Here is a 26,605-nt window from a genome sequence, read left to right as displayed (position 1 = left end):
TTCTGCTTATTGACTAGGCGACGATTACGGCGGCAAACTCCCGCATGCCTTGGGCCCCGTATAAAAAATTCAGAGGAGGCATTAAGCTGCATGTGTTTGTGGCCCTTGCCGCTTATGGGTTTTTGAAATACATTTTTGATGAAATTCACCCGAGGGTACCTGTCCTCGCTGAGTACAATGACGGTACTTCCGGCAAGTTCGATGATCTATGCCTCGCTTAAAGTTTGACAAACATAAAGTTTGCAAGACCTGGAAGTAACTCTTCCAGGTCTTTTTAGAATAGGCCCATGAATAAGTTCATGGGCCTGTTACATTTGTCTCCGTGCCCTACCCCCCAATCTGCGACATGCGGCGGGCGGTGGGGGTGTGGCTCTGGGCTTTGTGCTCCAGGGCCAGGGCCATTTCATGGTTATGCGGCTTGTTGCCGAGCGCCTCGCGGAACAGGGCCTGTACCGCCGCAGGGTCGCTGATCAGCGGGCGCACATTATATTCGTCCTGCCAGTACAGGCAGGCTTTGATGTTGCCGTCGGCGGTCAGGCGCAGGCGGTTGCAATTGTCGCAGAAATGCTCGCTGACCGGATGGATCAGCCCGAAGGTTCCCTTCGCGCCGGTGATAAGCCGGTTCTGGGAAGGGCCATTCCCGGAGGGCATGTCGGCCTCCTCGGTGGTCCAGCCAGCTTCCTTGCAGGCCTCTACTACAGTCTCCAGCGGCAGATAGGTCTGCCGCCAGGCATCGCTGGCGCTGCCGATCGGCATGTATTCAATGAAGCGAACATTGAGCGGGCCGTTCAAGGTCAAGGCGATGAAATCCTTGATCTCGTCATCGTTGATGCCTTTCATCAGCACGACATTCAGCTTGATCGGGGACAGGCCGGCGGCTTCTGCGGCTTCAATTCCCTTCAGCACCTTGGCAACATCGCCGCCACGGGTAATCATCGAGAAGCGGTCCGGCCGCAGCGAATCCAGGCTGATGTTCACCCGGGACAGCCCGGCCTGCTTCAGGATAGCCGCTTTGGCAGGAAGCATCAGCCCGTTCGTCGTCAATGAGATATCTTCAATGCCGGGTATAGCGGAGATCATGGCTACCAGCTTCTCCAGATCCTTGCGGACCAGCGGTTCGCCCCCCGTCAGCCGGACCTTCCGCAGGCCCAGGGGCGCAAGCGCCTCCACCACAGCGGCAATTTCCTCGTAGCTCATAATCTCGTCCTGCGGCTGGAATTGCATTCCTTCGGCGGGCATACAATAGATACAGCGCAGGTTGCAGCGGTCTGTAACCGAGATACGGAGGTAATCATGTATGCGTCCAAAAGGGTCAGTCAGCGGCTCCATAGCGTTGCTCCTTCACCTGTTGATTTTAGTTTAAATTTTAAAGAAAGCAGTCGGCTGCGTCAATGCACAAGCGGACAATCTAAAGCATAGGGGGACAGAAGGCCAAAGCAGCAGCCTAATTATGACAAAAGTGCGACAATTCCAGGGAATGGTCATAGAATGCTCACCGAAAGCGCTTATCAATTTCGATATAATTTAGGTGCGGAAGATTCAAACTTTAGAACCTTTTACTTTTGCGAAGCACAGCTATGATACCGGAAGGCTCAGGCGGCGATCCCTAAGGATACCCCGGGTATCCGGCAAACTATGTAGGGAGGATTTGCAAAATGACCATACCAACTGTTCCATCGCTTGTCGTGCCGGAGGCTTGCAGCCGCTGGCTGGAGAGTCGGGGATTAATATATCAGCTGCTGGTGGACTTCTATGGAAGAAAACCATCTCTCTCACTGGTCGCCCAGTGGAGCCGTAACCGTGAGATGAGTGTCGCTGCGGAGATGACCGAAGGCGGCCGTGAATTGAAGCGTTATCTGTGCAGCCAGGAGCCGTCTATGCTACCGGCCATCTGTGAGAAAGAGAAACTCGAATACAAACGTCTGATGAACGAGCGCGCGGTCAGCTCCTTCGTAGCCCGTGAAGCGGCTCAGCTGGGCCGTGAGGAAGAATTCTGCAACGTGCTCTCGGATGTGTACGCTTCGGCGGGGATTGTCTTCAAGAAGTGCAGCGGCGAAGCCGACGACCACATTGCCATTGAGCTGGAATTCATGGCCGTGCTGCATGAACGGATGCTGTACAACAGCTTCTCGATCCGCAGTGCGATGGAGCTTCTGGAGATCCAGGAGAGGTTCCTCGAAGAGCATCTGCTGAAGTGGACTCCACAATTCTGTGCGAGAATGAACGCTGCAACCGACAGCCCGCTCTATCTGGGGCTCAGCCATATGCTGGAGGAATTCCTGCCGCAGGATCTGCACATGCTGCGTGCCTGGAAGGCTTCGCTGGAGAGCAGTGCGGCGGCGATGGCTTAATAAGTAACCATGCTCAATCAAAAAGGCGCCCTTCCATCAACCGGAAGGGCGCCTTTTTTTCTGCTCGCGGGGGTCTTGAACTTAAGCTTTCACTTTATAGGTTTTGATTGAAAGAAAATACAAAAAGCGTGTAGGATCGGAGGGGGATTTTGGAACTGTAGGAGCGGTAGCGTCCGCCTTTGTCTCCGGATTTCTACCGCAACAAGCGGTCTAAATCAGGAAATCTGGAGACAACAGCGGCCGGAAGTCCAAATATCCACTGTAGTGACGTCTGAGCTTTACGCTATGTTCTTACAATCAGCTCTTATAACTGAAACTGAAGTTCATCCCTTATTTATTCGTAAGTCTTCTTACTCCGAAACTTCATCAGGAACTCATACACCACCGGTACAACGACCAGGGTCAGGAGCGTGGAGCTGACCAGACCGCCGATGACGGTTACGCCAAGCCCCTTGGAGATGATCCCGGCACTGTTCTCAAGGCCGGTAACCAGTGGCAGCAGGGCGCCAATGGTCGCTAGCGCAGTCATGAGAATCGGACGAAGGCGGGTAGCCCCGGCCTCAAGCAGCGCCTTGCGGGTAGACATCCCCTCTTGTTCCTTATGGATTACGCGGTCAATTAAGACAATCGCATTGGTGACCACGATCCCGATTAGCATCAGTGCGCCCATCAGTGCCGAGACGTTCAAGGTCTCGCCAGCGAGGAGCAGGGCGACAAGAGCGCCGATAACTGTGAACGGCAGCGAGAACAGGATGGCGAACGGTGCGAGACCGCCGCCGAAGGTGACTACGAGCACGAAGTATACAATGGCTATAGCCGCCAGCATGGCGATACCAAGCTGCCCGAAGGTCTCATTAATCTGCTCGGTGACTCCGCCGAAGGTGATGGTCACGCCGTCCGGGAGATCAAGGGCATCTATTTTGTCCTGAACGGCGTTGGATGCACTATTAATGTCACTGGAGATAATGTCGGCGGTAACCTCGACCTTCATTTTGCCGTCTTCACGGGTAATGGAATCCGGGGACTGGCCCTGTTCAATCCTTGCTACCTCACCAATCGGTACGGTAATGCCCAGTGGAGAAGTGAGCGTGGCAGCCTGCATTTCTTGAATACTGCTGTAGGAATCCTTGTCCGTCTCCATGTAGACCTTGTAATTCTTGCCGTCCAGCTCTACCTCAGTCAGTACAGGCCGGGTTCCAGCGGGGCTCAGCTTCATCGCAAGCTGTCCGGCTGTTAAGCCCAGTGAGCTAAGCTTAGCCTGGTCAGCGACGATGGTGTATTGTTCATAAGCTTCGGAGAGGCTGGTCTTCCCGTCTTTGAAGTTCTTGGTGTCTGCCTGAACAATTCCGGCAATTTCATCGGCCACCGGTTTGAGCTGCTCCAGCGTATCGCCGTAGATGTTGACAGTAAGGGTACTGCCGCCCAGTCCGCCTCCGGCCATGCCGGACAAATCGCCCCACACGCCATCCGGCACCTCTTGGCTTAAGCCTTCAATTAACTTCTCCTTCACGGTATCGAAATCAGGCGTATTGCTGTCATACGTGACATAGAACAAGCCTGAATTGCCTGAGCCCATTCCGAACGGGCCGCTGCCGCCGATGGAATATTGCATTTTGTCCAGATGCTGCTGGGCCAGAATGAACTTCTCAGCCTTCAGGCCCTGCGCCTTCACATCCTCCAGCGTCTGACCGGCCTTCGGGGAGAAGGTAAGCGTAACATTCTTCTCCTCCTGGGAAGGCAGGAAGCTGACGCCGATCGGCTTGATCAGGAACAGACTGCCTGCCAGCAGCAGGACAGCAACACCCAAGGTGATCAGCTTATGCGAGAGACACCAGTCCAGGATTCGGACATACCCGCCCGCCAATGCGCCGGGCTTGTCTTCGTGGCCCTTTTTCCCCTTCTTGAGTCCATTACGGAACAGGGTATGGGCCAGTGCAGGCACCAGGGTAATGGCAACCACCAGTGAAGCCAGCAGCGCGAATACCATAGTGAGGGCAAACGGCAGGAACAGCTCACCGACCATACCGCTGACAAAAGCGAGCGGCAGGAAGACGGCAATCGTCACAATGGTTGAGGACATAATCGGCACAAACATCTCACGGGTAGCCGCGCTGATCAGCTCTCTGCCGCGAAGCTTCTCGCCGGTCAGCGTAAGCCGCCGGAAGATGTTCTCAATGACGACGATGGAGTCATCGACTACCCGCCCGATGGCTACGGTCATGGCGCCGAGTGTCATCATGTTCAGCGTAATATCCATTTGCCGCAGGCATAATACTGCAATCAGCAGTGATAATGGAATCGAGATAATAGAAATAATGGTAGAACGGATATTGCGCAGGAACAGCAGGATGATAAGCACGGCGAACAGGGCGCCGAAGGCAGCCTTGGACAGCATCGTGTTCACGGAATCTTCAATCGGCTTGCCTTGATCCAGCAGAACGGTGAGATCCATCGACTTGTATTGCTGCTTCAGTTCTTCTGTCTTGTCCTTGACCCCGTTCACGACATCGACGGTGTTGGCATCATTGGCCTTCACAATCTGAATCCCGATCGATTCCTTGCCGTTGGTGCGGGAGATTGATTCCGATTTGCCGACCACCTCGATAGTGGCAAGCTCGCTCAGCTTCACCGTCGGCAGCCCGGTCATGGCGCCAGCGCCAGCGCCGTTATTGCCAGCCGCAGCATTGGTGCCGCCAGCAGCACTAGCACCACCTGAAGCTGCACCGCCTGCTTCCCCGGCTCCCGCACCGGCAGCTCCTGCCCCGGCAGCACCAGGGGCGGAAGGAACCAGCGGAATGCTGACATTCTGCAAGTCCTCCACCGTAGTGATGTTGCCGTCAACCACAACAGCCTTCTGTGACTTGTCCATCTCGAACAATCCGAGCGGCACCCGCAGGGAGGAGGCCTGGATGATGCCTTTGATCGTATCCTCGGTCAGTCCGTATTGCTTCAGCTTCTCCTGATTGAACTTCAGGGACACTTCTTTGACATATTGTCCGGCAATCTGCACAGAGGCGACGCCTTCGATATCCTCCAGCGCCGGGCGGATATCATTCTCGGCAACCCGGGTCAGCTCCTCCAGATCGCCGGAGCTCTCATCAGAGATGCTGAGGGAGATGACCGGCAGCGAGCTGAGACTGAAGCGCGAGATTTGCGGCTTTTGCACCTCATCCGGCAGCTTCACCTCGTTCAAGGCTTCCCGCACTGCTGCTGTGGCATTGTCCAGGTTCGTGCCGTAGTCGAACTCAATGGTGACGCTGGAGGCGTTCTCCAGAGAGGTGGAGGTCAGCATCTTCACGCCGTCTACGTTGCGGAGCTTCTGCTCCAGCGGCTTGCTGACGTCATTCACGACCCCTTCGGGTGCGGCTCCAGGATAAATAGTAGTAATGCTGAGATAAGGGATACTAATGTTAGGCAGGGTCTCCTGCTTCATAGTCAATCCGCTGTATAGACCGGCGAAGACAATAATGATCGTCAGCAGCCAGACGGCGAATTTGTTGCGGAGCGAGAAATTAATTAGGCTTTTCATCAGTAAAAAGAACCTCCAGTACATTTAATCTTGATATTACAGGCGTGCCGCATCTGCGCTTCGCTTAATGAAATCCGCAGGAAGTGTGCATATAAGGAGCGAATACTTTCTTCAATTGACTTAGCTCGCCGGATAGCCCGGGATACCCCTCAAGATTGGCCAGCATCCCTTGAATGATCGCTTTACGGGGCTGGGAGGTTAGGATCTCGTTCTCCAGAATGCTTAGGGACTCCAGGCCGTCTTCGGCATGCTCGTGGTGTATTCCGTCCGCTTCACTGAGCAGGAGCTTCATCGCCTTAATCAGCTGAAGCGGGCTCTGGCGCGGTCCTTCTCCTTGACCCTCGGCCCATCCGGCAAGGACTGCGGAAGAGATCAGAGGGGCGGGCTTCCCTGCAAGCAGGCCGGAGACCATAATGTCCAGCCAGTCCACCAGCCGGTCAGCCAGCTCAGGGATGGAGACAACAGTCTCCTGACCGAACAGCAGCTTGATGCTGGAACTGATCATGCCGTGGCTGAGCACGCACAGCTCGCCTGCATAGGGCAGAATCTCTGGGCCGTACATGAGCTCCAGCTTCTGCTGGAACCAGCGCAGCAGGGCGGCGTTGTTCTGCTTCACCCAATCGGGAATCTCGGCTACACCCCGGCCGGCCACCTCCTGGAATTGGCGCTGCAGGAATTCGCGCAGCTCGTATACATGACTAAGCAGTATTTCGAGCTGGTTCCGCAGCTTCTCCCTGGGCTCTATGCCTGCTGCCTGCTCCTCCTGCTGCAGCGGATCATGAATCATCCGGAAGCAGTAGATGTATATACTGCGCTCCAGCTCCTCTTTGGATTTGAAGATCAGATACAGACTTCCTTTGGAGATCCCGCATAATTCGGCAATCTCCTGCATGGAGGTGGAGGAGGAGCCTTTTACAGCGAACAGCTGCATGGCGGTCTTAATGATTTGTTCTTTTTTGGTCATGCTTTTAGCGGTCAAGGCGATATAGGCCCCCGTTCTGACTAGACAGTTCTGTATTTGACTGATTGGTCAGTGAGATTATATTATATATCCTGCAGCAATACAAATTTGCAGGTTTCAGTAGGAAGAAACGGATTCTTCATGTAAGATATAAATGTGTCATTTTGGTGAGAATCGGCGGAATGAGAAGGTAGGGTACATATGAGAAGAGGACTGCAGGCTATGGTCATCATAGCGGCTATGCTGGCTTTCTATTATTTTGGATTTGGGATTTTCGGCAGTACAGCCGGAACCATTATCAGTATATTTTCGACATTGACGGTCATCTCTGTCGCGCTGGGGATCTTCATGGAGAACCGCAATCCCTCCACCACAGTGTCCTGGATTCTGCTGCTCGCGCTGATCCCGGTGCTGGGGCTGGTGTTCTATTTCCTGTTCGGGCAGAATGTATTCAAGCGGCGTAAGTATGACAAGAAGGCCCAGCGCGACCTCATGGCCTATGAACGGATTGAGAACGATGCGTTGCGGATGCACCAGGACTGGTCGGTGTTCAGCCCATCGCAGCAGAAGCTGCTGGGCCTGTCCCAGCGGCTCGGTCGCACGCCGATCTCCTTCAATTCAGAGTCTCGCATTCTGACCAACGGAGAAGAGACCTTCGGGACACTGCTGCTGGAGCTGCGGCAGGCGCAGCATCATATCCATATGGAATATTATATTTTCCGGGCGGATCATATCGGCACGCGCATTCAGCAGATTCTGATTGAGAAAGCCCGCGCGGGCGTTGCGGTCCGGTTCATGTATGATGCGGTCGGGAGCATGCAGCTCTCCAGAGCCTTTCTTAAGGAGCTTAGTGATGCGGGGGTGCAGGTGGCTGCTTACGGCAACTCGACCTCCTTTTTCTCCAGCAGGGTGAATTACCGCAATCACCGCAAAATCGTGGTCATCGACGGCGATGTCGGCTTCATGGGCGGGCTGAATGTAGGGGATGAGTACCTGAGCCGCAGCAAGACCTACGGGTTCTGGCGGGATACACATATGCTGCTGAGGGGCGAAGCGGTGCGGACGATGCAGATTATCTTCCTGCAGGACTGGATGCACACGACCGGCGAGAAGATCCTGGAGCAGGATTACCTCTCCCCGCAGCTTCGCTTCACTACCGGAGACGGGGCGGTGCAGATTATTGCCAGCGGCCCGGATAATGAGCGGCGTGCACTCAAGAATATTTTCTTCTCCATGATAACTACAGCGGAAAAATCCGTCTGGATCGCAAGTCCCTACTTCATCCCCGATGAGGATATACTGACTGCGCTGCGTGTGGCGGCGATGTCGGGGCTGGATGTCCGCCTGCTGTTCCCGGCCAAGCCGGATAAATGGATTCCGTTCCTGGCCTCCCACTCCTACTTCCCGGCGCTGCTGGAGTCCGGTGTGAAGATCTATGAATATGAGAAGGGCTTCATCCACTCCAAGCTGCTGATTGCAGACGGGGAGATTGCTACGATTGGAACAGCGAACATGGATATGCGCAGCTTCCATCTTAATTTCGAGGTGAACGCGTTGCTGCTGCAGACCGAGAGTGTCTCGCGCATTGTCGCAGACTTCGAGCGTGACCTGCAGTCCACGCGGCAGATTGTCCATGAGACCTTCATGGAGAAAAGACTGCTGGAGCGGCTGCTGGAATCCGCAGCCCGGCTGATGTCTCCGCTGCTGTAAGCGGACAAGCGGACAAGCGGACAACAAAAAAACGGTACCGTCCTTTGGGACGCGGTACCGTTTTTTGTTTTTAGAAAATTATGATTTTCTTCTGTTTTGGATAAGTGGCGCGCAGGCGTGTGGCCCGAATGTATGCGAAAAACAGCATACATTGTGCTCGCATGCAGGTTCATGGCCCGAATGTATGTGAAAAACAACATACATTGTGCTCGCATGCAGGCGCATGGCCCGAATGTATGTGAAAAACAGCATACATTGTGCTCGCATGCAGGCGCATGGCCGAATGTATGCCAAAAACAGCATACACTGTGTTTGCGCGCAGGTATTTTATTCACCCGTTTAGGGTGAAATGTGTTCTTTTCCCATTCAGAAGGTAGTGAAGCCAAGCCGGGTCTGTATCCGGTAGAGGATGTATTTCAACCAGGTGACCTCACTCTGATATTCCGTGAGCGGCAGGCTGTATTCAGCGCCCTCGTTGTTCCATAGCCGGTTGAAGTAGCCCTCCACCTCCGCATACAGCGGCTGTTCCCGCGGAACGGATACATAGAGGTCATTCTCCAGGTTATAGTCGTCCAGATTACGGGCTGTGAAGTTCGTTGATCCGCCCAGCAGGGTAGAGTCGCCTGACGCCTTGGCAATGAACATCAGCTTGCTGTGATACTGCTCCTCGCCTGTATTGTACCAGCGGATCAGAATATTTCCTTGAGAGCGGCGGTCCAGGTCCATGGCAACGGGACGGTTGGGGATGCCGATTTTGTCCCGTCCGAAGGCATTCTGGTTGGGATCAAGCAGCAGCCTCACCTGGGCGCCGCGGGCATCTGCGGCAAGCAGGGCATCAATAATTCCGTCATCCGCCAGATAGAACATCCCCATCCAGATGACATCCCCGGGTCCTGCCGCAGCGATCCCATCCAGGGCATATTTGTATACCTTGCCTTCGGTCAGATAGCGGACTTCAAGCGAAGGTTCCCCGGATACGGCAGCGGGCGGTTTGAATTCAGGAGGCTTGCTCAGCAAGGGACCGGCTCCCGAGAGATTAGCCGCCGCCTGCTCACTCCGCAGAATATCCTCCTGGATTGGACCCTGCACCTCCAGGGCAATGTTGGAATGATAAGCACTGGCATCATGTACATTGCCGGAGGAGATCAGGGCAGTGTTCTCGCTGAGCACGACCTTGCGGTGGTTCGCTTTGACATTGAGCAGCTTCAGGTAGGAACGTGCGGTAATGTCCGGTCCTCCGCTGGCCATCAGATTCGGAATCCAGCCGGTGCCGGATTGCCCGAACCACTGGATGAAGGCGCGCCAGACCGCAGAATAGGCAGGAGTCGAGTCCCGCAGACCGTCTACATCCGTCATGATGATCTTAATACCGGCGGCTCTCATCTCTTCCAGGAGGGCATTAGGCGCAGAGCCGTAATTCGTATTCACCTCATCGGTGATGAAGACGATCTCCATCGCGGGATGGGCGGCTTTCTGGGCAAGCAGCTTATCGGTAAGCTGTCTGCTGACAGCGGGGAACTGCTGGTCTGTATGGGTATAGTTATTGAACAGGAACAGATCGATCACGAGGAACTGTCTGGACTCTTCAATAATCTGCAGGATTCGGGGCAGAATCTGTTCTTCCCTTGCCTGCTTCCCGCTGTTGTCCTGGTAAGTCAGATCATGCCAGAAGGCGACCGTATTCACCTTATACGCAGGACTCTCCGCAGAAAGTCCGGGCGGCAGCGGCTTATGGGTCTGATAGATCATCACCCCGGCCAGCCAGAGGAGAAGAAGGGTCAGGGCCATCAGGAGTCTGGAGCGGCGGCGCAGGAAGAACTGCCATTGGCGCTTGTGGCGGGATGGCGTAATGGCGCCGGAAGCCAGCGTGATATGTAACTGTTCGGGTGTGACGGGACGGCGGCCTTGATTCATAATAATCCTCCTGGGTCTGCTGCGGGGCCAGCATTGTAAATACCTATAACGCCCGCTAAGGAGAAGTGAAGCAGCTGATGGCAAAATCCCTGAAAAATCTAGTGTTACAATAAGCGCTCCATTTCATCCGCACCGTACCATGGAGCTGCATCATACAAGTTCTGGTGACATAACACAGATGCAATTGTATAATGAGTGTAAATAATTTGTATAAGGTTTGAATCTTCAAATGTATTCAGTGTAAACAGGAAGGCAGTGAGATCCATCGTGTATTCCATCAAACAGGTCGTCGAAATGCTCGATATTCCCTCTGTCACTCTGCGGGCGTGGGAGAACCGGTATCAGGCTGTCGTCCCGGAACGTACCGAATCCGGCTATAGGCTGTACAACCAAGAGAATATTGAGGACCTTCGCTGGTTGAAGGAACAGACCGATAAACAGGGCATCAGTATCTCACATGCCGTGCGGATGCTGAAGCAGCATAAGCAGAAGGACCTGGATGAGCGTATGTCCGTTGCGGGCGGTGACCCTAAGGATGCCTTGGACAAAATGAGGCAGCAGATCTATGCAGCGCTGCTCGACATCCAGGGCGAGCGGGCGGATGCCCTGATCGATTTCGGGTTCTCCCTGTACGGCTATGAGGCGATGGTCCATCAGGTGCTGGTGCCTGTTCTGGTGAAGGTTGGCGATGCCTGGGAGCAAGGGACGGCAACCGTGGCCCAGGAGCATTATATGACACATATGATCTCGAACCGGCTGTCCCAGTTCTTTCACGTGTTCCCGGTGTATGCCCATCTGCACAAGGTGCTTGCCTTCTGCCCGGCAGGAGAGCATCACCAGGTCGGCCTGCTGCTGTTCTCGCTGTTCCTGCGCAGAAACGGGGTTGAAGTGATCTATCTGGGGGCCAATACCCCCGAGGACGGTGTGATGGAGCTGCTGGAGAAGCAAGAACGGATCGGAGCTGTCTGCCTATCCGTTACGAATGGTTCGCTGGTCCCCTATACGGAGGAGCTGCTTGAACGGCTCGGCAGCTTGTACCCGGAGATGCAGCTCATCGCGGGCGGTAAAGCTTATGAGGCAATCAGCCTCCAGGATACCAACGCCACCTATGTGATGGCGGAGCCGCCGGAGAAGTGGCAAGCCTGGTTCGATCAGGAATATGCCACAACCCGGCATAGAGCGTAGCAAATATAGCGGATTTTAATTGAAGTAGATTCCATAGGAACCGGTCAGAACCCTTGTACAGGGCTGGCCGGTTCTTTTGCTGTGGACAAGTCTAGCAACCAAATTGCTGGAAGTCTGGCAGATGATATTTACATAGCCCGGCAAAGTATGTATGATATTTGTATCACTATTGTATAGTTTTTGTATAATGTTTGAACGAAGGAGGACGTTGCTTGATCCGAACCACAGATACCGCAAAAGTCGCAGTAATTGGCGCAGGACCGGGCGGGCTGGCCGCCGCCATGCTGCTTGCCGCCGAAGGATATGAAGTCGATCTCTATGAACAACAGGCAGAAGTTGGCGGAAGATCAGGCGAACTGAAGCTGGGAGACTACCGTTTTGACCGGGGAGCCACCTTCTTGATGATGCCGCATTTGCTGGAGGAGCTGTTCACTCTGGCAGGGCGTTCGGTGCATGACTATGTCTCGCTTACAGCGCTTGATCCGCTGTATTCACTGCATTTTGGAGATACCGTATTTACGCCCTCCACGAACCAGGATCAGACGGCTGAGGAGATTGAGCGGCTGTTCCCCGGCAACGGCAGCGGCTACCGCCGGTTCATGGCAGAAGAAGCCGACAAGCTGGAGCGGGTGATTCCGCTGCTGCAGCGTCCGTTCCAATCGTTAGGGGATTATGTTAAAAGAGATGTGTTCCACGCGCTGCCCAAGCTGAACGCTACAGACACCGTGTATAACCGGCTGTCCCGTTATTTCGATGATGAACGGCTGCGGTTCTCGTTCTCGTTCCAGGCCAAGTATCTTGGGATGTCGCCTTGGGAATGTCCGGGCACCTTCACGATTCTGTCGTACATGGAGCACCGTTACGGCCTGTACCATCCGTCTGGCGGCATTAACCGTGTGCTTCAGGCTATGGCTCAGGTCATCCAGGAGCATGGCGGGCGGGTGCATACCACAAGCGGAGTGAACCGCATTATCGTCAAGGACGGGCAGGCCGCAGGCTTGCTGCTGGAGAACGGGGAGAAGGTGGATGTGGATTATATTGTGATTGGAGCAGACTTTGGCTCTGCGATGACACAGCTGTTCGAGCCCGGGCTTCTGAAGAAATACACTCCTGCCAAGATTGCCCGCAAAAGATATTCCTGCTCCACCGCCATGCTCTACCTCGGTGTGGATGGAGAGGTGGACCTCAGTCATCATTCGGTTCATTTCGCGGACGATTACCGGCGTAATGTCAGAGAGATCACGGAGCTGGGCGTGCTGTCAGAGGATGCTTCTATCTATATCCATAATCCGTCAGTCATCGATAAGACACTGGCGCCTCCCGGTAAGTCCTCGCTCTACGTGCTGATGCCGGTGCCTAATCTGAGTGCCGATATTAACTGGGAGCAGGAGCGTGAGGAGGTAGAGAACTGGATGATGGAGCGGCTGGAGCAAATTCCGCAGCTGGCGGGAATCGCCGGACGCGTGGAAGAGAGCCTGTTCTTCTCCCCGCTGGACTGGCAGAACCAGCAGAATGTATATAACGGGGCCACCTTCAATCTGGCCCATAATCTTGGGCAGATGATGCATCTGCGGCCGCATAATACCTTCGAGGAGGTACGCGGCATCTGGCTGGTCGGCGGGGGAACCCATCCGGGCAGCGGCCTGCCGACGATCTTCGAGTCGGCCAAGATCAGCGCACGGCTGCTGCGGGAGCATGACCAGGCTGTGCGGAGGCGGTTCAACGTACAGGCGGGTGCGCCCGGCGCAGGTGCGGGGGTTCCGTTATGAGCCGCATAGCCATCGTAGGCAGCGGAATCGGCGGGCTGACGGCAGCGCTGCTGCTTACCCGTCAGGGACATGAGGTGGTGATCTATGAACGGGCACCCCAAGCGGGCGGGCGAGTGGCCTTTGAAGAGCAGGACGGCTACCGGATTGACCGCGGCCCTACCATCGTGCTGCTGCCGGAGATGCTTCTCGCTATTCTGGAGGAAGGCGGCCTTCCGCGATCCAGCCTGGAGCTGCTGCGCTGTGATCCGCTCTACCGGGTTCACTTCAGAAGCGGGCGGGTGCTGACCAAATTCGCAGATGCGTCGGCGCAGGCGGAGGAGATTGACCGGTTTTATCCCGGAGAGGGCAAGGGCTTCACCCGGTTCATGAAGGACATGTCAGTGCTGTATCCGCAGGGGCGGACGTCGTTCCTGGAGCGGGGGTATGCCAGCGGGCGGGAATTCTTCAGTCCGGCTAACCTGTCGCTGATGGTCCGCCTGCGTGCTTACCAGAATCTGCGCTCTGCTATCGGGCAGTATTTCCGCAACGAGGAGCTTAAGGATGCGTTCTCCCTGCAGAGCCTCTATATTGGAGGAGCACCCTTCCGCACACCCGGTATCTACACCATGCTTCCTTATGCCGAGCATGCCTTCGGCATCTGGATGCTGAAGGGCGGATACGGGACGCTGCCGCAGATCATGGCCCGGGAGCTGGAAGACCGCGGGGTACAGATTCATACGGGCGCTGAGGTGGAATCCTTGCTTGTTGAAGGAAGCCGCTGCTACGGAGTTGTTGTTCAGGGGCAGTCGATTCCTTATGATGCCGTTCTGTACAATGGAGATTTCCCGAATGTGGAGCAATTGCTGCCGCCTGGTGTATTCAAGCAGGAACGGGCGCTGGGTGTGACAGCGGATAAGGACAGACACATATCGGCCAAGGCCATAAAACGCGGAAGCTGGAAGCCCTCCTCGGGCTGTCTGCTGATCTATGCAGCCACGGATAAGCAGTGGCCGGAGTCGCTGGTGCACCAGTTCTTCCTGCCGGACAGTCTGAACAGCAGCTTACATGAGCTGTTTGACCGGGGACAAATCCCCCAGGATTCATCTTATTATGTATTTAATCCGGTAGCGCTGGACGACAGTGCAGCTCCTCCTGGACAGAGCGTGCTGTATTTCCTTGTTCCCGTCCCGGCGGCACCGGATAAGAACTGGGAGGAAATAGCCGGAGCACTAGCCGACAAAGTCATGGCAGATGCCGAGAAGCGGGGCTTCCCCGGGCTTGCCGCGAGTGTGATCTGGCGCAGGCTGAGAACACCTGCCGATGCGCAGCAGGAAGGAATGTATGGCGGGGGCAGCTTCGGTATTGCACCGCTGCTGAGCCAGTCGGGGGTATTCCGGCCCCAGCCGAAGCCTTATCCGCTCAAGGGGTTGTATGCCGCAGGTGCTTCCGTCCATCCGGGCGGCGGTGTGCCGATCGTGATGCAGGGAGCGAAGCTTGCCGTTCAGGAAATAATAAAGGAGATGAGCGTACATGGATGAAAGGATACTGCAGCAATGTGAGGAACTGATGAAGAAAGGGTCCACTTCGTTCCATAAGGCGTTTGATGTTCTGCCAAGTCCCAGGCGTGAGGCGGTGCATGTGATTTATGCCTTTTGCCGGATTATAGACGATAGTGTGGATGAGCCGGAAGGCGCGCCGTACAGCATTCATGAGCTGCGGGAGCATTTCATGAATCTGGAGCAGGCGGACGGGCATTTCATCTGGCCGGCGCTGCGCTGGCTGTTCAGCAGCTTCCCGCAGCTTCAGCGTGACCCGTTTCTTTTGCAAATGGAGGGACAGCTTAGAGATCTTACCTTCACAGCCTATGACACGATGGAGCAGCTTAAGGATTACTGTTATCTTGTAGCGGGAACGGTAGGGGAGATGCTGCTGCCTGTTCTGCGGGATGATCAGAGTGAAGCGGCACGGACATCGGGGATTGCGCTGGGGATAGGAATGCAACTGGTCAATATCATCCGCGATGTGGGTGAGGATCTCCGGAGAGGACGCAGATATGTGCCGCTTGAGGTGATGGAGGGACATGGCTACAGCCAGCGGGAGCTGGAGAACGGGGAGGTCAATCACCGTTTTACTGCCGTTATCCAGGAGCTGCGGACAGAAGCGTTGGACTGGTTCCGGCGAGGGCTGGAGCATGTGCATACGTATCCTTTGGAGAGCGGCCTTGCCATTGAACTTGCCGCATCCTTCTATGCTGCTATTCTGGATGCTGTGGAGGCAGACGGGTATGATGTTTTCCGCAAAAGATCCTATGTCACCGATGAAGCCAAGCTCCAGCTGTTCCAGCGTACGGTTGTGCGGTATGCCGGTGCAAGAACTGCGGTGGTCTAACGATGGTCCGAACCCTTTTTTGGATCTGGTATACCATCGGTGCGCTGCTGCTGATCGTGTTCGGAATTCCGGACAGCCTGAAATTCTCTAACGGATTATTTCTCGTATTCTATGGTGCCTATGGGCTGGACTTATTAATCAAGGGGCAGTTCAAACCCTTCATGTCTGACTGGTCAGTCAATTCTTCGGGAGGCCGGATGACCAAGCGATTCTGGTATGCTGCGGCTCTTATCTGGTTAGGCGGAATGGCGGTGGAATGGGTAGGCGTGCATTCCGGCCGGTTGTTTGGGGATTATAATTATTCTACTATTCTCGGGCCTTTATTATTTGGTGTGCCGGTTACACTGGGCTTCGCCTGGATTGCGGTTGTGTGCAATGCCGTGCTGATCAGCCATGATTTCGGACAGCGCGGCCTCAGGCTCCTGCTGCTGCGGGCCGTGCAGGTCGGCTTTTGGACGGTCCTGATGGATCTGGTGCTCGATCCTGTTGCCCATGCCAGGAACTTCTGGCATTGGGAGGGCGGCGGGGGCTTCTATCAGGTGCCCTGGAGCAATTTCGGCGGCTGGCTGATTGCAGGCGCTGCCTTGTCCATGCTGCTCCCGGCTGTGCCGTTCACCCGCCTGGCTGCCCGCCGGGGTACCCGCCTGTATCAGGCGATCCTGATCCTGTTCGGCCTGATCAGCCTGACAGAGGGATTGCCTGCCTGCGCGGTGATCGCGGGGGCAGGTGCCGCTTTGGCCGAAGGGAGTCTACGCTATGCTGGAAGCCGTTCCATCGGGAAGGTTTGACTGGTTATTCTACCGTTATAATTCCTTCTATCTGCTGCGCAGGCATTTCCACTTCATAGGAGTCAGCGGAGAGCTTCAGCCCGCTGCCGCTGCCGGGCGGGGGATTCTCTACCTTATGAATCACAGCTCGTGGTGGGACGGCCTGCTGGCCTATCACGCCGCAGGGAAGCTTCCGGGGAAGCGGCATTATTTCATGATGGAAGAGGAGCAGCTACGGAAGTATGCCTTCTTCAGGAAGCTCGGCGCCTATTCCATTAACCCCGGCAATGCCGGAGATGCGCGGGCTTCTCTGCGGTATACAGCCGGACTGCTGCAAAAGGGTGAGAGTGTCTGGATGTATCCCGAAGGCGAAATCCGGCCGCTGGAGCACCGGCCGCTGAGCCTGAAGGAAGGGGCGGCCCTGGCGCTGCGGCTCAGTCCGGGGGCGGCCGTAGTCCCAGTGACGCTATACCACGGCCTGTTCCGGCATACGAAGCCGGAAGCTACGCTGCTGGCCGGTGCGCCGCTGCTGCTCCCTTGGGCGGAGATGGACCGCTCAAGCGTAGCCCGTGAGCTGGAGACTGTTCTTAGCGGACAACTGGAGTCACACCGCAGCAGAGTACTTAATCATCAAGGCTATATGCCGGATGAATTCAGGCCGCTGCTCCGCCGGGGGAGATCTACCAATGAATGGCTTGACCTGCTGCGGCCGGGCGGTGGGAGCGGATGAACGTATTCTTTCAGGCTGTAACCGGTATTGTGCTGCTCCAGCTATTGTTCGCAATATGGAATGCAGCGCAGCTCCCCAAGCTGGGGGCAGCACCAGGATCGCAGGCGCTGTCAGCAAAAGCAACGGCATCCTCACGGGCCTTGAGCTTATCGGTACTGATCCCCGCCCGGGATGAAGCGGATAATATTGGGGACTGCCTCTCCTCTGTGCTGGCCTCAAGCACCGGCATAATCGGGATGGAGATTATTGTACTGGATGATTCATCCACTGACGGAACGGGGGCTATTGCCGCAGCAGCGGGCAGTGGTGTACGCGTTCTGAAGGGAAGAGTGCTGCCGGAGGGCTGGCTGGGCAAGTCCCATGCCTGCGCTCAGCTTGCAGAAGCGGCAAGCGGAGACTGGCTGCTGTTCCTGGACGCAGATGTCCGTCTTCAGCACGGGGCGCTTCAGACGGCGCTTTCTGCTGCCTCCGCTGCGGGCGGCGGCATGATTACCGGCTTCCCCCGGCAGATGACCGGAACCTGGCTGGAGCGGCTGGTTGTTCCCCTGATGGTCTTCACCATCATCTGCCACCTGCCCATTCCGCTGGTCCGCGGCTCCAGAGATCCGCGCTTTGTTGCGGCGCATGGAGGCTTCATCCTGATTCACCGGGACAGTTACGACAGCTGCGGCGGGCATGAGGCCATCCGCAGCGAGCTGGTGGATGACATGGCGCTGGCCCGCGCCGTGAAGCGGTCGGGCGGAACGGTGACGCTCATGGATGTTACGGAGCAGGTGTTCATGCGGATGTACCACAATGCCCGGCAAGTATGGAACGGCTACCGGAAGAATATCTATGCCGGTATCGGCCGCAGCCCGTTGCTGCTGCTGGGTGTGCTTATTGCATATCTGTCGCTGTATGCGGTGCCCACCGCCGCCGTTCTGTACTATGCCCTAAGCGGACAGCTAAGCGCGGCGCTCTGGCCTGCTGCTGCGCTACTTGCGGGTCTGGCCGTGAAACGGACTAGTGATGCTGCCGGACGGCAGCCTTTCTGGTTCTGTCTCCTTCTCCCGGCGAGCATGCTCTGCCTGTCCTTGATTGCTGTGGCGTCCTGGCGCGGAAGCCGCACACGCGGAGGCTATGAATGGAAAGGAAGGCGTTATGAATGAAACCGAAGGCAGTGATCATAGGCGCCGGATTCGGTGGGCTGTCCTGTGCGGTCACCCTTGCCGCTGAAGGCTGGGAAGTCACTGTGCTGGAACGTCAGCAGCATCCGGGCGGCAAGCTGCAGCGTGTGCAGGCAGGGGGTTACACCTTCGACCGCGGCCCAAGTACAATTACGATGCCTCATGTCTTCCGCTCGCTCTATGAGCTTGCGGGAGCCCGCATGGAGGATTATGTCCAGCTCTATGAGCTGGAGCCGCGTACCCGCAATATCTTCGCAGACGGCAAGGTTGTCGATTTCTCAAGGGATACCGGGCGAATGCAGGAGCAGATGGCCTCCTACAGCCCGGCAGATGCTGCGCGGTTCCCGGAGTTTCTGGCGGAAGCCTCACGGCTGTATCAGCTTAGCGAGAAGCAGTTCCTGAACAGGCTGCTGCTGTCCTGGAGGGATAAGCTGTCCCCTTCGCTTGTGCGGGACCTGGTGCGCGTAAGGCCTTTTCTCAGCCTGCATGGCTTGCTGCTCCGCTACTTCAGTCACCCGCATACCCTGGCTATGCTTGGCCGCTATGCCACCTATGTGGGATCATCGCCGTATCGTTCCCCCTCCATCTTCGCCATGCTTGGTCATCTGGAGATTCAGGAGGGCGTATACGGTGTGAAGGGCGGCACCTATGAATTAATCAGCGGTCTGTCTGCACTCGCCCGGAATTTGGGCGTACGGTTGATTACAGGCACGGAGGTAACAGGAATTTCCGTAGTATCCGGTGCGGTGGAAGGTGTGGATACGGCGCAAGGCTTCTACCCGGCCAAGACTGTGATTGCCGGTGGCGATGTCCTGAGCATCAACCGGATGCTGCTTCCTGAAGCAGTTCGTCCGGGAATGACGGACCGCAGGATTGAAGCTTACGAACCGTCCCTGTCCGGGCTGGTAACGCTGGCAGGCGTGCCGCGCACGTATGATAAGCTGCTGCATCATACGGTATTTTTCCCGGAGAACTATGAGCAGGAATTCAAGGATATCTTCGAGCATAAGCGTCCGCCGCAGCAACCGACAGTGTATGTATGCCACTCCGGTTATTCCGAGCCTGAGATGGCGCCTGCGGGCGGCAGCAACCTGTTCATTCTGGCTAATGCGCCTTATCTGAGCCCGGCCTGTGACTGGAGTGAGGAGAGGGATGCGTACGGGGAGCGGGTGATTTCTGTACTGGAGAGTCACGGTGTGAGAGGGCTGTCGTCCGCAGATGTGCTGGAGCGTTACACACCGCAGGATATCGCCCGCGATACGCTGGCACATCAGGGGGCCATTTACGGGATATCCTCCAATACGGTGAAGCAGACCTTCTCCCGCCCGGGCAACCGTTCCAGGGATGTTAAGGGACTGTGGTATGTAGGCGGAACCACGCATCCAGGCGGGGGAACCCCTGTGGTGTCCTTGTCGGGCAGGCTGGTGGGCGAATATATTGCAAGCCATGTATGAAGAGTGAGGACCCCGCCAGCGTTCAACGGCGGAGCGGGGATGTGCAATAGTTGTGCTATAATGGAAGGTAATTGTGGAGCGGGATATATTGCAAGTAGATGAATAACTCGTAGAGTGACTTTGTTGCTGAATGTATGCTAAAAACCGAATAGATTGTGCTCGCAGGCAGGCTTATGGCCGAATGTATGTGGAAAACAGCATACATTGTGCTCGCAGGCAGGCGTATGGCCGAATGTATGTGGAAAACAGTATTCATTGTACTCGCAGGCAGGCGTATGGCCGAATGTATGTGAAAAAGAGTATACATTGTGCTCGCAGGTAGGCTTATGGCTCGAATGTATGTGAAAAACAGTATAGATTGTGCTCGCAGGCGGGTATATGGCGGAATGTATGTGGAAAACAGTATTCATTGTACTCGCAGGCAGGCGTATGGCGGAATGTATGTGAAAAACAGTATTCATTGTACTCGCAGGCAGGCGTATGGCGGAATGTATGTGGAAAACAGCATAGATTGTGCTCGCAGGCAGGCGTATGGCGGAATGTATGTGGAAAACAGTATACATTGTGCTCGCAGGCGGGTATATGGCGGAATGTATGTGGAAAACAGTATTCATTGTGCTCGCAGGCAGGCGTATGGCGGAATGTATGTGGAAAAGAGTATACATTGTGCTCGCAGGCGGGCGTATGGCGGAATGTATGTGAAAAACAGCATACATTGTGCTCGCACACAGGCACATGGCCGAATGTATGCGAAAAACAGCATACATTCTCCGTAGGGTGATGTTGTTATAGTTTGAGAAATAGTGCAGCAGAAACGGAGGAAGACAGCATGAATGATATGCCGCGAAACGGTGTGCCGCAGAGCGCTGTGGAGCAGTTAGGCACATATGTCCAGCAAGGGCAGCAGACAGCAGGCTCAGGTCCTTCCGGACATAAATCTCTGCTGCCCGACTCCAGAACCGGGGAACGGAAGATTGAGCATGTGCGGCTCTGCCTGAATGAAGATGTGGCAGGCAGCGGAATTACAACCGGGTTCGAGCAGTACCGGTTCCGCCATAACGCGCTGCCGGAGCTGGATTACGATACCATCTCACTGGGTACTGAGTTCTTAGGCCGTACGCTGCGTACCCCGCTGCTGATCAGCTCCATGACCGGGGGGAGCACGGCTACAGGGAAGATCAATGAGCGGCTGGCCGAAGCGGCGGAGCGCCGGGGCTGGGCGCTTGGCGTCGGCTCGGTGCGCGCGGCTGTAGAACGCGCGGAGCTGGCGGCTACCTTCCATGTGCGGGCCAATGCACCCACAATTCCGGTCATTGCCAATGTCGGAGCCGTGCAGCTCGCTTACGGCTTCGGGGTAGAAGAATGCCGCCGGGCGGTTGAGATTGCCGGAGCGGACTGGCTGGTTCTCCATCTGAACGGGCTGCAGGAGGTATTCCAGCCCGAGGGTGACACCGGCTTCGGTTCCCTGCTGCAGCGGATAGAGGCATTGTGCCGGAGCCTTGAGATTCCAGTGGGGATCAAGGAGGTCGGCTGGGGGATTGACGGCGATACGGCTGCCCGGCTGTATCAGGCGGGTGCTGCCTTCATTGATGTTGCCGGAGCAGGCGGCACTTCGTGGAGCCAGGTGGAGAAGTTCCGCAGCATTGATCCGGTACGGCGTGCGGCTGCGGAGGCCTTCGCCGACTGGGGGATTCCCACGGCGGAGTGCATTGCCGAGGTCCGCGCGGTCTCCCCGCGCGGGGCATTGATCGGCAGCGGCGGACTGAAGCACGGCGTCGATGCCGCCAAGGCGCTGGCCCTTGGCGCTGATCTGGCAGGCTTCGGACGGGGGCTGCTGGGTCCGGCCGTCAGCTCCGAGGAGGCGCTGGATCAGGCGCTGGCCCAGGTAGAGCTGGAGCTGCGGACAGTGATGTTCGGCATCGGTGCACCGGACCTTGACGCACTGCGCGGAACGCCGCGTCTGGTCCGGCGCTGACGTCAGGCTTGCTTTTATAATCAGAACCGAAGGAAGGTATCCAAATGACGATTACATTGGTCCCGATGGACGAAACTGCGTTTCAGTCGTTCTTGAAGCAATCAACCCGCGACTACGCAGAAGAGAAAGTACAAGCCGGTGCCTGGGATGCAGATACAGCGTTAGCGCAGGCCCAGGAATCGATGAATCGCTACCTGCCGCAAGGCCTCAATACGGCGGGAGCTTATTTCTATTCGGTAGTAGAGGAGACTTCGGGGACTCAAGCCGGTTATCTGTGGTTCAACGTGACCGAGAACCGGGGGGTGCGGGAGGCGTTCATTTATGACATTTATATCTTTGAGCCGTTCCAGGGCCAGGGATATGGCAAGCAGACACTGCTCCTGCTGGATGAAGAAGCTAAGAAGCTGAAGGCGGCCAAGATCGGCCTGCATGTCTTTGGGCATAACGAACGCGCCTTCGGGCTATACAAGAAAATGGGCTTCCAGGTTACAGACATCACAATGTCCAAGACGCTGTAGGCCGCAGGCGGAAAGTAGCACCAGGCGGCATAAGGTTCTGCACAGCACCAGCCGAAGTAACTGGACTCCTCAAGGAGTCTTTTTGCATAAGGGGCAGTGTTCGGGAGTAAGTGCGGCGGTATGTGAGCCAAGGATTCACGGAAAAACGAAAAAAATGGGACTAGCGCAACGTGTAGTCGAATTGTAGTCGAAAAACCGATTACAATTGGAGCGGACGCGCCGTGTAGGCTGGATGTAGTCGAAAAACCGACCACAATTGGAGCGGACGCGCCGTGTAGGCTGGATGTAGTCGGAAAACCGATTACAATTGGAGCGGACGCGCCGTGTAGGCTGGATGTAGTCGAAAAACCGACCACAATAGGAGCAGAAGCGCTGTGTAGGCCAAATGTAATTGATAAACCGACCACAACGGGCAGCGCCAAGTAAATATTTTTTACCCGGTAAGATGAGTTTGGCTGCCCGCCCTTGACATCCGCTGTTGCTGGAGAATTTGTTCTAATATATAATGGTTTGAGATCAGTTCGGGATTTCATGCGGTGATCAAACCAACCGAAAATAGGAGTTGTCATATAAATGGCTTTGAAAGCAGGTATCGTTGGACTTCCCAACGTAGGCAAATCGACATTATTCAATGCAATTACACAAGCGGGCGCAGAATCCGCCAACTATCCGTTCTGCACCATCGACCCGAACGTCGGGGTTGTAGAAGTACCGGACGAACGTCTGGATAAGCTGGTGGAGCTGGTACAGCCGAACAAGACGGTTCCGACCGCTTTTGAATTCGTCGATATTGCCGGACTGGTGCGCGGTGCGAGCAAGGGCGAAGGCTTGGGCAACAAGTTCCTGGCCCATATCCGCGAGGTGGATGCCATTGTTCATGTGGTGCGCTGCTTCGTCGATGAGAACGTGACCCATGTGGACGGCAAGGTGAATCCGATCAGCGACATCCAGACGATTAACCTGGAGCTGATTCTGGCCGACCTGGAGAGCGTGGAGAAGCGGATTGAGCGTTCCCGCAAAAATATCAAGGGCGGCGACAAGAAATACGCCCAGGAAGTAGAAGTACTGGAGCGCGTAAAGGAAGCCCTGTATCAGGACCAGCCTGCACGCAGTCTGGAGTTGTCTGACGATGAGCGCCAGATCGTGCGTGATCTTCACCTGCTCACGCTGAAGCCGGTGCTGTATGCGGCGAATGTGGGCGAGGATGAAGTGGCGACTGCCGAGGAGAATCCTTATGTGCAGCAGGTCCGTGAATTCGCAGCAGCCGAGAATGCTGAAGTCGTGCCGATTAGTGCCAAGGTGGAAGCGGAGATTGCAGAGCTGGAAGGCGAAGACAAGGCGATGTTCCTGGAGGAGCTGGGTCTGCAGGAATCCGGGCTTAACCGTCTGATCAAAGCGGCTTACAAGCTGCTGGGTCTGTACACTTATTTCACTGCGGGTGTTCAAGAGGTTCGTGCCTGGACTATCCGCAAGGGCACTAAGGCCCCTGGAGCAGCGGGCGTGATTCACACTGATTTCGAGCGCGGTTTTATCCGTGCGGAGGTTGTGGCTTACACCGATCTGGTGGCGGCAGGTTCAATGAACGGTGCCAAGGAACGCGGGCAGCTGCGTCTGGAAGGCAAGGAATATCTGGTGCAGGACGGCGACGTTATGCATTTCCGGTTCAACGTATAGATACTTTTCGCTTGTTATAGAGAGGCCATTCAGGAGTAGAGGTACTTGCTTGCTGGATGGTTTCTTTGCGTCATTCGGACTCGGTGCCGGTGTATAAGCTGGCCGGAGGCTCAACATCATAAGATCATACAGAATCTTAATTTAAAAAAATCCCCGGCCCGCCGCATGTACTGTAGCCAATTGAGGCTTGTGGTGGTATAATATAAAGTCGTATATCTACTTCAGTTGTAGCAACAATTTAAAGTAATAATGAACGAAGAATTTGAATCAGGAGAGGTGAATTCCCTTGTTGGACCGATTGCAATCCCTGGCGGACCGCTATGAGAAACTCAGTGAACTGCTATGTGACCCGGATGTTGCAAGCGACAGTAAGAAACTGAGGGACTATTCCAAAGAACAATCCGACTTGCAGCCCGCCTTCGAGGCGTATAGCGAATATAAGAACGTAATGGAAGAGCTTGAAGCCGCGAAGATGATGCAGGCCGAGAAGCTTGATGATGAAATGAAAGAAATGGTCAAGATGGAAATCGATGACCTGTCCGAGCGTCAGGCCGTTCTTGAGGAGAAGATTCGTCTGCTCCTGCTGCCTAAGGACCCTAACGACGACAAGAACGTAATCGTGGAAATCCGCGGCGCAGCCGGAGGGGACGAAGCGGCCTTGTTCGCCTCTGACCTCTACCGGATGTATACCCGTTATGCCGATACCCAGGGCTGGCGCGTAGAGCTGATGGATGTGAACACGAATGATCTCGGTGGCTTCAAGGAAGTCATCTTCCAAATTACCGGGCGCGGCGCTTACAGCAAAATGAAATTCGAAAGCGGCGCACACCGTGTGCAGCGCATCCCTACCACAGAATCCGGCGGACGTATCCATACCTCTACCTCTACCGTGGCCGTAATGCCGGAAGCGGAAGATTTCGAAATCGAGATTCATGACAAGGATATCCGTGTCGATACCTTCTGTTCGAGCGGCGCGGGCGGACAGTCCGTTAACACGACCAAATCAGCAGTACGTGTAACCCACGTACCTACGGGGATCGTGGCTACCTGCCAGGACGGCAAGTCCCAGAACTCCAATAAGGATAAGGCGCTGAAGGTGCTGCGTACCCGGATCTCGGATTTGAAGCGGCAGGAAGAGGAAGCGAAGTATTCCGGAGAACGTAAAAGCAAGGTGGGAACCGGTGACCGCAGTGAGCGTATCCGTACCTACAACTTCCCGCAGAGCCGTGTGACGGATCACCGGATCGGCTTAACCCTCCACCGTCTGGATCAGGTGATGAACGGGGATATTACCGAGATTATCTCGGCACTGTCAATTGCGGAACAAGCAGAATTGATGGAAAAAGGAGAATAATGCTTTGAAACACGACTCTTATGTCATGCCTGACGTGCAAAGCATCCGGGAAGCCTTTGCGGAGGCTTCTTCTTTTTTGGCCGGACACGGCCTTACGGAGCCGCAGCGCAGCAGCCAGCTCCTGCTGGAGCATGTGCTGGGCTTGTCCGGGGCGGCGTATTACATGGCCTTGGCTGATCCGTTCCCGCTGGCGCGCAAGGCCGAATGGGAAGCGCTGGTGACCCGCCGGGCGGCGGGAGAACCGGTGCAATACATCACCGGCGAGCAGGAGTTCTACGGCCGGGCCTTCGAGGTCACGCCCGATGTGCTGATCCCCCGCCCGGAGACGGAGCTGCTCGTCGAGGCGATTCTGAAGTACGGCGCGGAGCTGTGGCCGGACGGAATGGTGGCGGCCGATGGATGCACGCTGGATATGACAGCGGGCGATCAGGGCGGCACGGTGCGGGGCGAAGCCGCACCGGAAGCTGGAGGAGACGAGCAGGGACAAGCAGCGGGCGGCGAGGTCGGCGGGGTGCGGGGCGAAGCCGCACCGGAAGCTATGGCGGCTGCGGATGAAGCAGCCGCCCACAGCCCGGCGGGCCGCATCGCCGCCCGCCGGGAGAGCGGCACAGGCGCAGCCGGCGCCGCACGGCCGCTGACCGCCGTCGATATCGGCGCCGGCAGCGGAGCCATCTCCGTCACGCTGGCGGCGGAAGCGCCGGCGTGGCGGGTCTGCGCTGGCGATATCTCGCCCGGCGCGCTGGCCGTGGCCCGGCGCAATGCGCAGCGGCACGGCACGGCGGTGGACCTGCGGCTCGGCGATCTGCTCGAGCCGTTCGCGGGGCTGGAGACGGATATCCTCGTCTCCAACCCGCCGTACATCCCCGGCGGCGACATCGCCGGGCTGCAGCGCGAGGTGCGCGATCATGAGCCGCGCACGGCACTGGACGGCGGCGGGGACGGGCTGGACCCGTACCGCCGCATGATGGAGCAGCTGCCGCTGCTCCCGGCTCCGCCGCGCCTGGTCGGCTTCGAGCTCGGCCAGGGGCAGGCCGAGCAGGTAGCCGGACTGCTGCGGGCAGCCGGACATTGGGACGAGATCATCACCATCGATGATCTCGCCGGGATTCCCCGGCATGTGCTCGGGATAGCCCGCCGGGGACGGACGTAGCCGGGCCGGTGTAACCGTCTGGTGCGGCGTC

The 26,605-nt window shown here is 56.3% G+C and carries 19 protein-coding genes; 15 read left to right on the top strand and 4 right to left on the bottom strand.

Features of this window, described 5'->3' with window-relative positions; all coding sequences use genetic code 11:
- Positions 1 to 327: 327 nt before the first annotated feature.
- A complete protein-coding gene (gene moaA / locus MKX51_RS29010; RefSeq protein ID WP_340994752.1) occupies positions 328 to 1,329 on the bottom strand; it encodes a GTP 3',8-cyclase MoaA in 1,002 nt (333 codons plus the stop codon).
- Between the two features lie 326 nt (positions 1,330 to 1,655).
- Here moaA and MKX51_RS29005 point away from each other — a divergent pair, with 326 nt between their 5' ends.
- Positions 1,656 to 2,351 (top strand): TorD/DmsD family molecular chaperone, encoded by a 696-nt coding sequence (locus tag MKX51_RS29005; protein ID WP_036726172.1) that lies wholly within the window; start codon positions 1,656 to 1,658, stop codon positions 2,349 to 2,351.
- Between the two features lie 334 nt (positions 2,352 to 2,685).
- On the opposite strand, the gene MKX51_RS29000 is transcribed toward MKX51_RS29005, so the two are convergent.
- A complete protein-coding gene (locus MKX51_RS29000) occupies positions 2,686 to 5,880 on the bottom strand; it encodes an efflux RND transporter permease subunit (protein WP_340994751.1) in 3,195 nt (1,064 codons plus the stop codon).
- 64 nt (positions 5,881 to 5,944) lie between these two features.
- Positions 5,945 to 6,859 (bottom strand): TetR/AcrR family transcriptional regulator, encoded by a 915-nt coding sequence (locus MKX51_RS28995; protein WP_340994750.1) that lies wholly within the window; start codon positions 6,857 to 6,859, stop codon positions 5,945 to 5,947.
- Between the two features lie 183 nt (positions 6,860 to 7,042).
- On the opposite strand from MKX51_RS28995, the gene cls reads away from it, so the two are divergent.
- Positions 7,043 to 8,551 carry a cardiolipin synthase gene (gene cls / locus MKX51_RS28990; protein WP_076080844.1) on the top strand — a complete coding sequence of 503 codons (1,509 nt, stop codon included), beginning with the start codon at positions 7,043 to 7,045 and terminating at the stop codon, positions 8,549 to 8,551.
- A 366-nt stretch (positions 8,552 to 8,917) separates the two neighbouring features.
- On the opposite strand, the gene MKX51_RS28985 is transcribed toward cls, so the two are convergent.
- Positions 8,918 to 10,465 (bottom strand): phospholipase D family protein, encoded by a 1,548-nt coding sequence (locus MKX51_RS28985; RefSeq protein ID WP_340994749.1) that lies wholly within the window; start codon positions 10,463 to 10,465, stop codon positions 8,918 to 8,920.
- A 267-nt stretch (positions 10,466 to 10,732) separates the two neighbouring features.
- Here MKX51_RS28985 and MKX51_RS28980 point away from each other — a divergent pair, with 267 nt between their 5' ends.
- From MKX51_RS28980 to MKX51_RS28920, 13 genes are all read left to right on the top strand, one after another.
- Entirely contained in the window at positions 10,733 to 11,650 is a 918-nt protein-coding gene (locus tag MKX51_RS28980) for a MerR family transcriptional regulator (protein WP_340994748.1), read from the top strand.
- A 281-nt stretch (positions 11,651 to 11,931) separates the two neighbouring features.
- Positions 11,932 to 13,419 carry a phytoene desaturase family protein gene (locus MKX51_RS28975; protein WP_445322088.1) on the top strand — a complete coding sequence of 496 codons (1,488 nt, stop codon included), beginning with the start codon at positions 11,932 to 11,934 and terminating at the stop codon, positions 13,417 to 13,419.
- Positions 13,416 to 14,936 carry a phytoene desaturase family protein gene (locus MKX51_RS28970; RefSeq protein ID WP_340994746.1) on the top strand — a complete coding sequence of 507 codons (1,521 nt, stop codon included), beginning with the start codon at positions 13,416 to 13,418 and terminating at the stop codon, positions 14,934 to 14,936. The genes MKX51_RS28975 and MKX51_RS28970 overlap by 4 nt, the downstream gene beginning before the upstream one ends.
- Complete coding sequence (locus MKX51_RS28965; protein WP_340994745.1) at positions 14,929 to 15,786, top strand: phytoene/squalene synthase family protein; 858 nt, start codon at positions 14,929 to 14,931, stop codon at positions 15,784 to 15,786. The genes MKX51_RS28970 and MKX51_RS28965 overlap by 8 nt, the downstream gene beginning before the upstream one ends.
- Positions 15,787 to 15,788: 2 nt before the next feature.
- Positions 15,789 to 16,574, top strand: a complete 786-nt coding sequence (locus MKX51_RS28960) for a carotenoid biosynthesis protein (protein WP_076080834.1) — start codon at positions 15,789 to 15,791, stop codon at positions 16,572 to 16,574.
- Positions 16,543 to 17,283 carry a lysophospholipid acyltransferase family protein gene (locus tag MKX51_RS28955; RefSeq protein ID WP_340994744.1) on the top strand — a complete coding sequence of 247 codons (741 nt, stop codon included), beginning with the start codon at positions 16,543 to 16,545 and terminating at the stop codon, positions 17,281 to 17,283. Before MKX51_RS28960 ends, MKX51_RS28955 begins: the two co-directional genes overlap by 32 nt.
- On the top strand, positions 17,280 to 18,431 hold the full coding sequence (locus MKX51_RS28950; RefSeq protein WP_340994743.1) for a glycosyltransferase: 1,152 nt from the start codon (positions 17,280 to 17,282) through the stop codon (positions 18,429 to 18,431). The genes MKX51_RS28955 and MKX51_RS28950 overlap by 4 nt, the downstream gene beginning before the upstream one ends.
- Complete coding sequence (locus MKX51_RS28945) at positions 18,428 to 19,903, top strand: phytoene desaturase family protein (RefSeq protein ID WP_340994742.1); 1,476 nt, start codon at positions 18,428 to 18,430, stop codon at positions 19,901 to 19,903. The genes MKX51_RS28950 and MKX51_RS28945 overlap by 4 nt, the downstream gene beginning before the upstream one ends.
- An 829-nt stretch (positions 19,904 to 20,732) precedes the next feature.
- Positions 20,733 to 21,878, top strand: a complete 1,146-nt coding sequence (gene fni / locus MKX51_RS28940) for a type 2 isopentenyl-diphosphate Delta-isomerase (protein ID WP_340994740.1) — start codon at positions 20,733 to 20,735, stop codon at positions 21,876 to 21,878.
- Between the two features lie 44 nt (positions 21,879 to 21,922).
- Positions 21,923 to 22,396, top strand: coding sequence for a GNAT family N-acetyltransferase (locus MKX51_RS28935; protein ID WP_340994739.1), 474 nt, complete (start codon positions 21,923 to 21,925; stop codon positions 22,394 to 22,396).
- A 573-nt stretch (positions 22,397 to 22,969) separates the two neighbouring features.
- Positions 22,970 to 24,070 (top strand): redox-regulated ATPase YchF, encoded by a 1,101-nt coding sequence (gene ychF, locus MKX51_RS28930; protein ID WP_036726185.1) that lies wholly within the window; start codon positions 22,970 to 22,972, stop codon positions 24,068 to 24,070.
- A gap of 286 nt (positions 24,071 to 24,356) precedes the next feature.
- Positions 24,357 to 25,424 carry a peptide chain release factor 1 gene (prfA, locus tag MKX51_RS28925; RefSeq protein WP_340946530.1) on the top strand — a complete coding sequence of 356 codons (1,068 nt, stop codon included), beginning with the start codon at positions 24,357 to 24,359 and terminating at the stop codon, positions 25,422 to 25,424.
- 4 nt (positions 25,425 to 25,428) lie between these two features.
- Positions 25,429 to 26,574, top strand: coding sequence for a N5-glutamine methyltransferase family protein (locus tag MKX51_RS28920; RefSeq protein ID WP_340994738.1), 1,146 nt, complete (start codon positions 25,429 to 25,431; stop codon positions 26,572 to 26,574).
- Positions 26,575 to 26,605: the final 31 nt, after the last annotated feature.

Source organism: Paenibacillus sp. FSL M7-0420 (assembly GCF_038002345.1).
Lineage (GTDB): Bacteria > Bacillota > Bacilli > Paenibacillales > Paenibacillaceae > Paenibacillus_AQ.
Note: the sequence above shows the minus strand (reverse complement) of the source record. Positions and strands in the feature narration are given on the sequence as shown.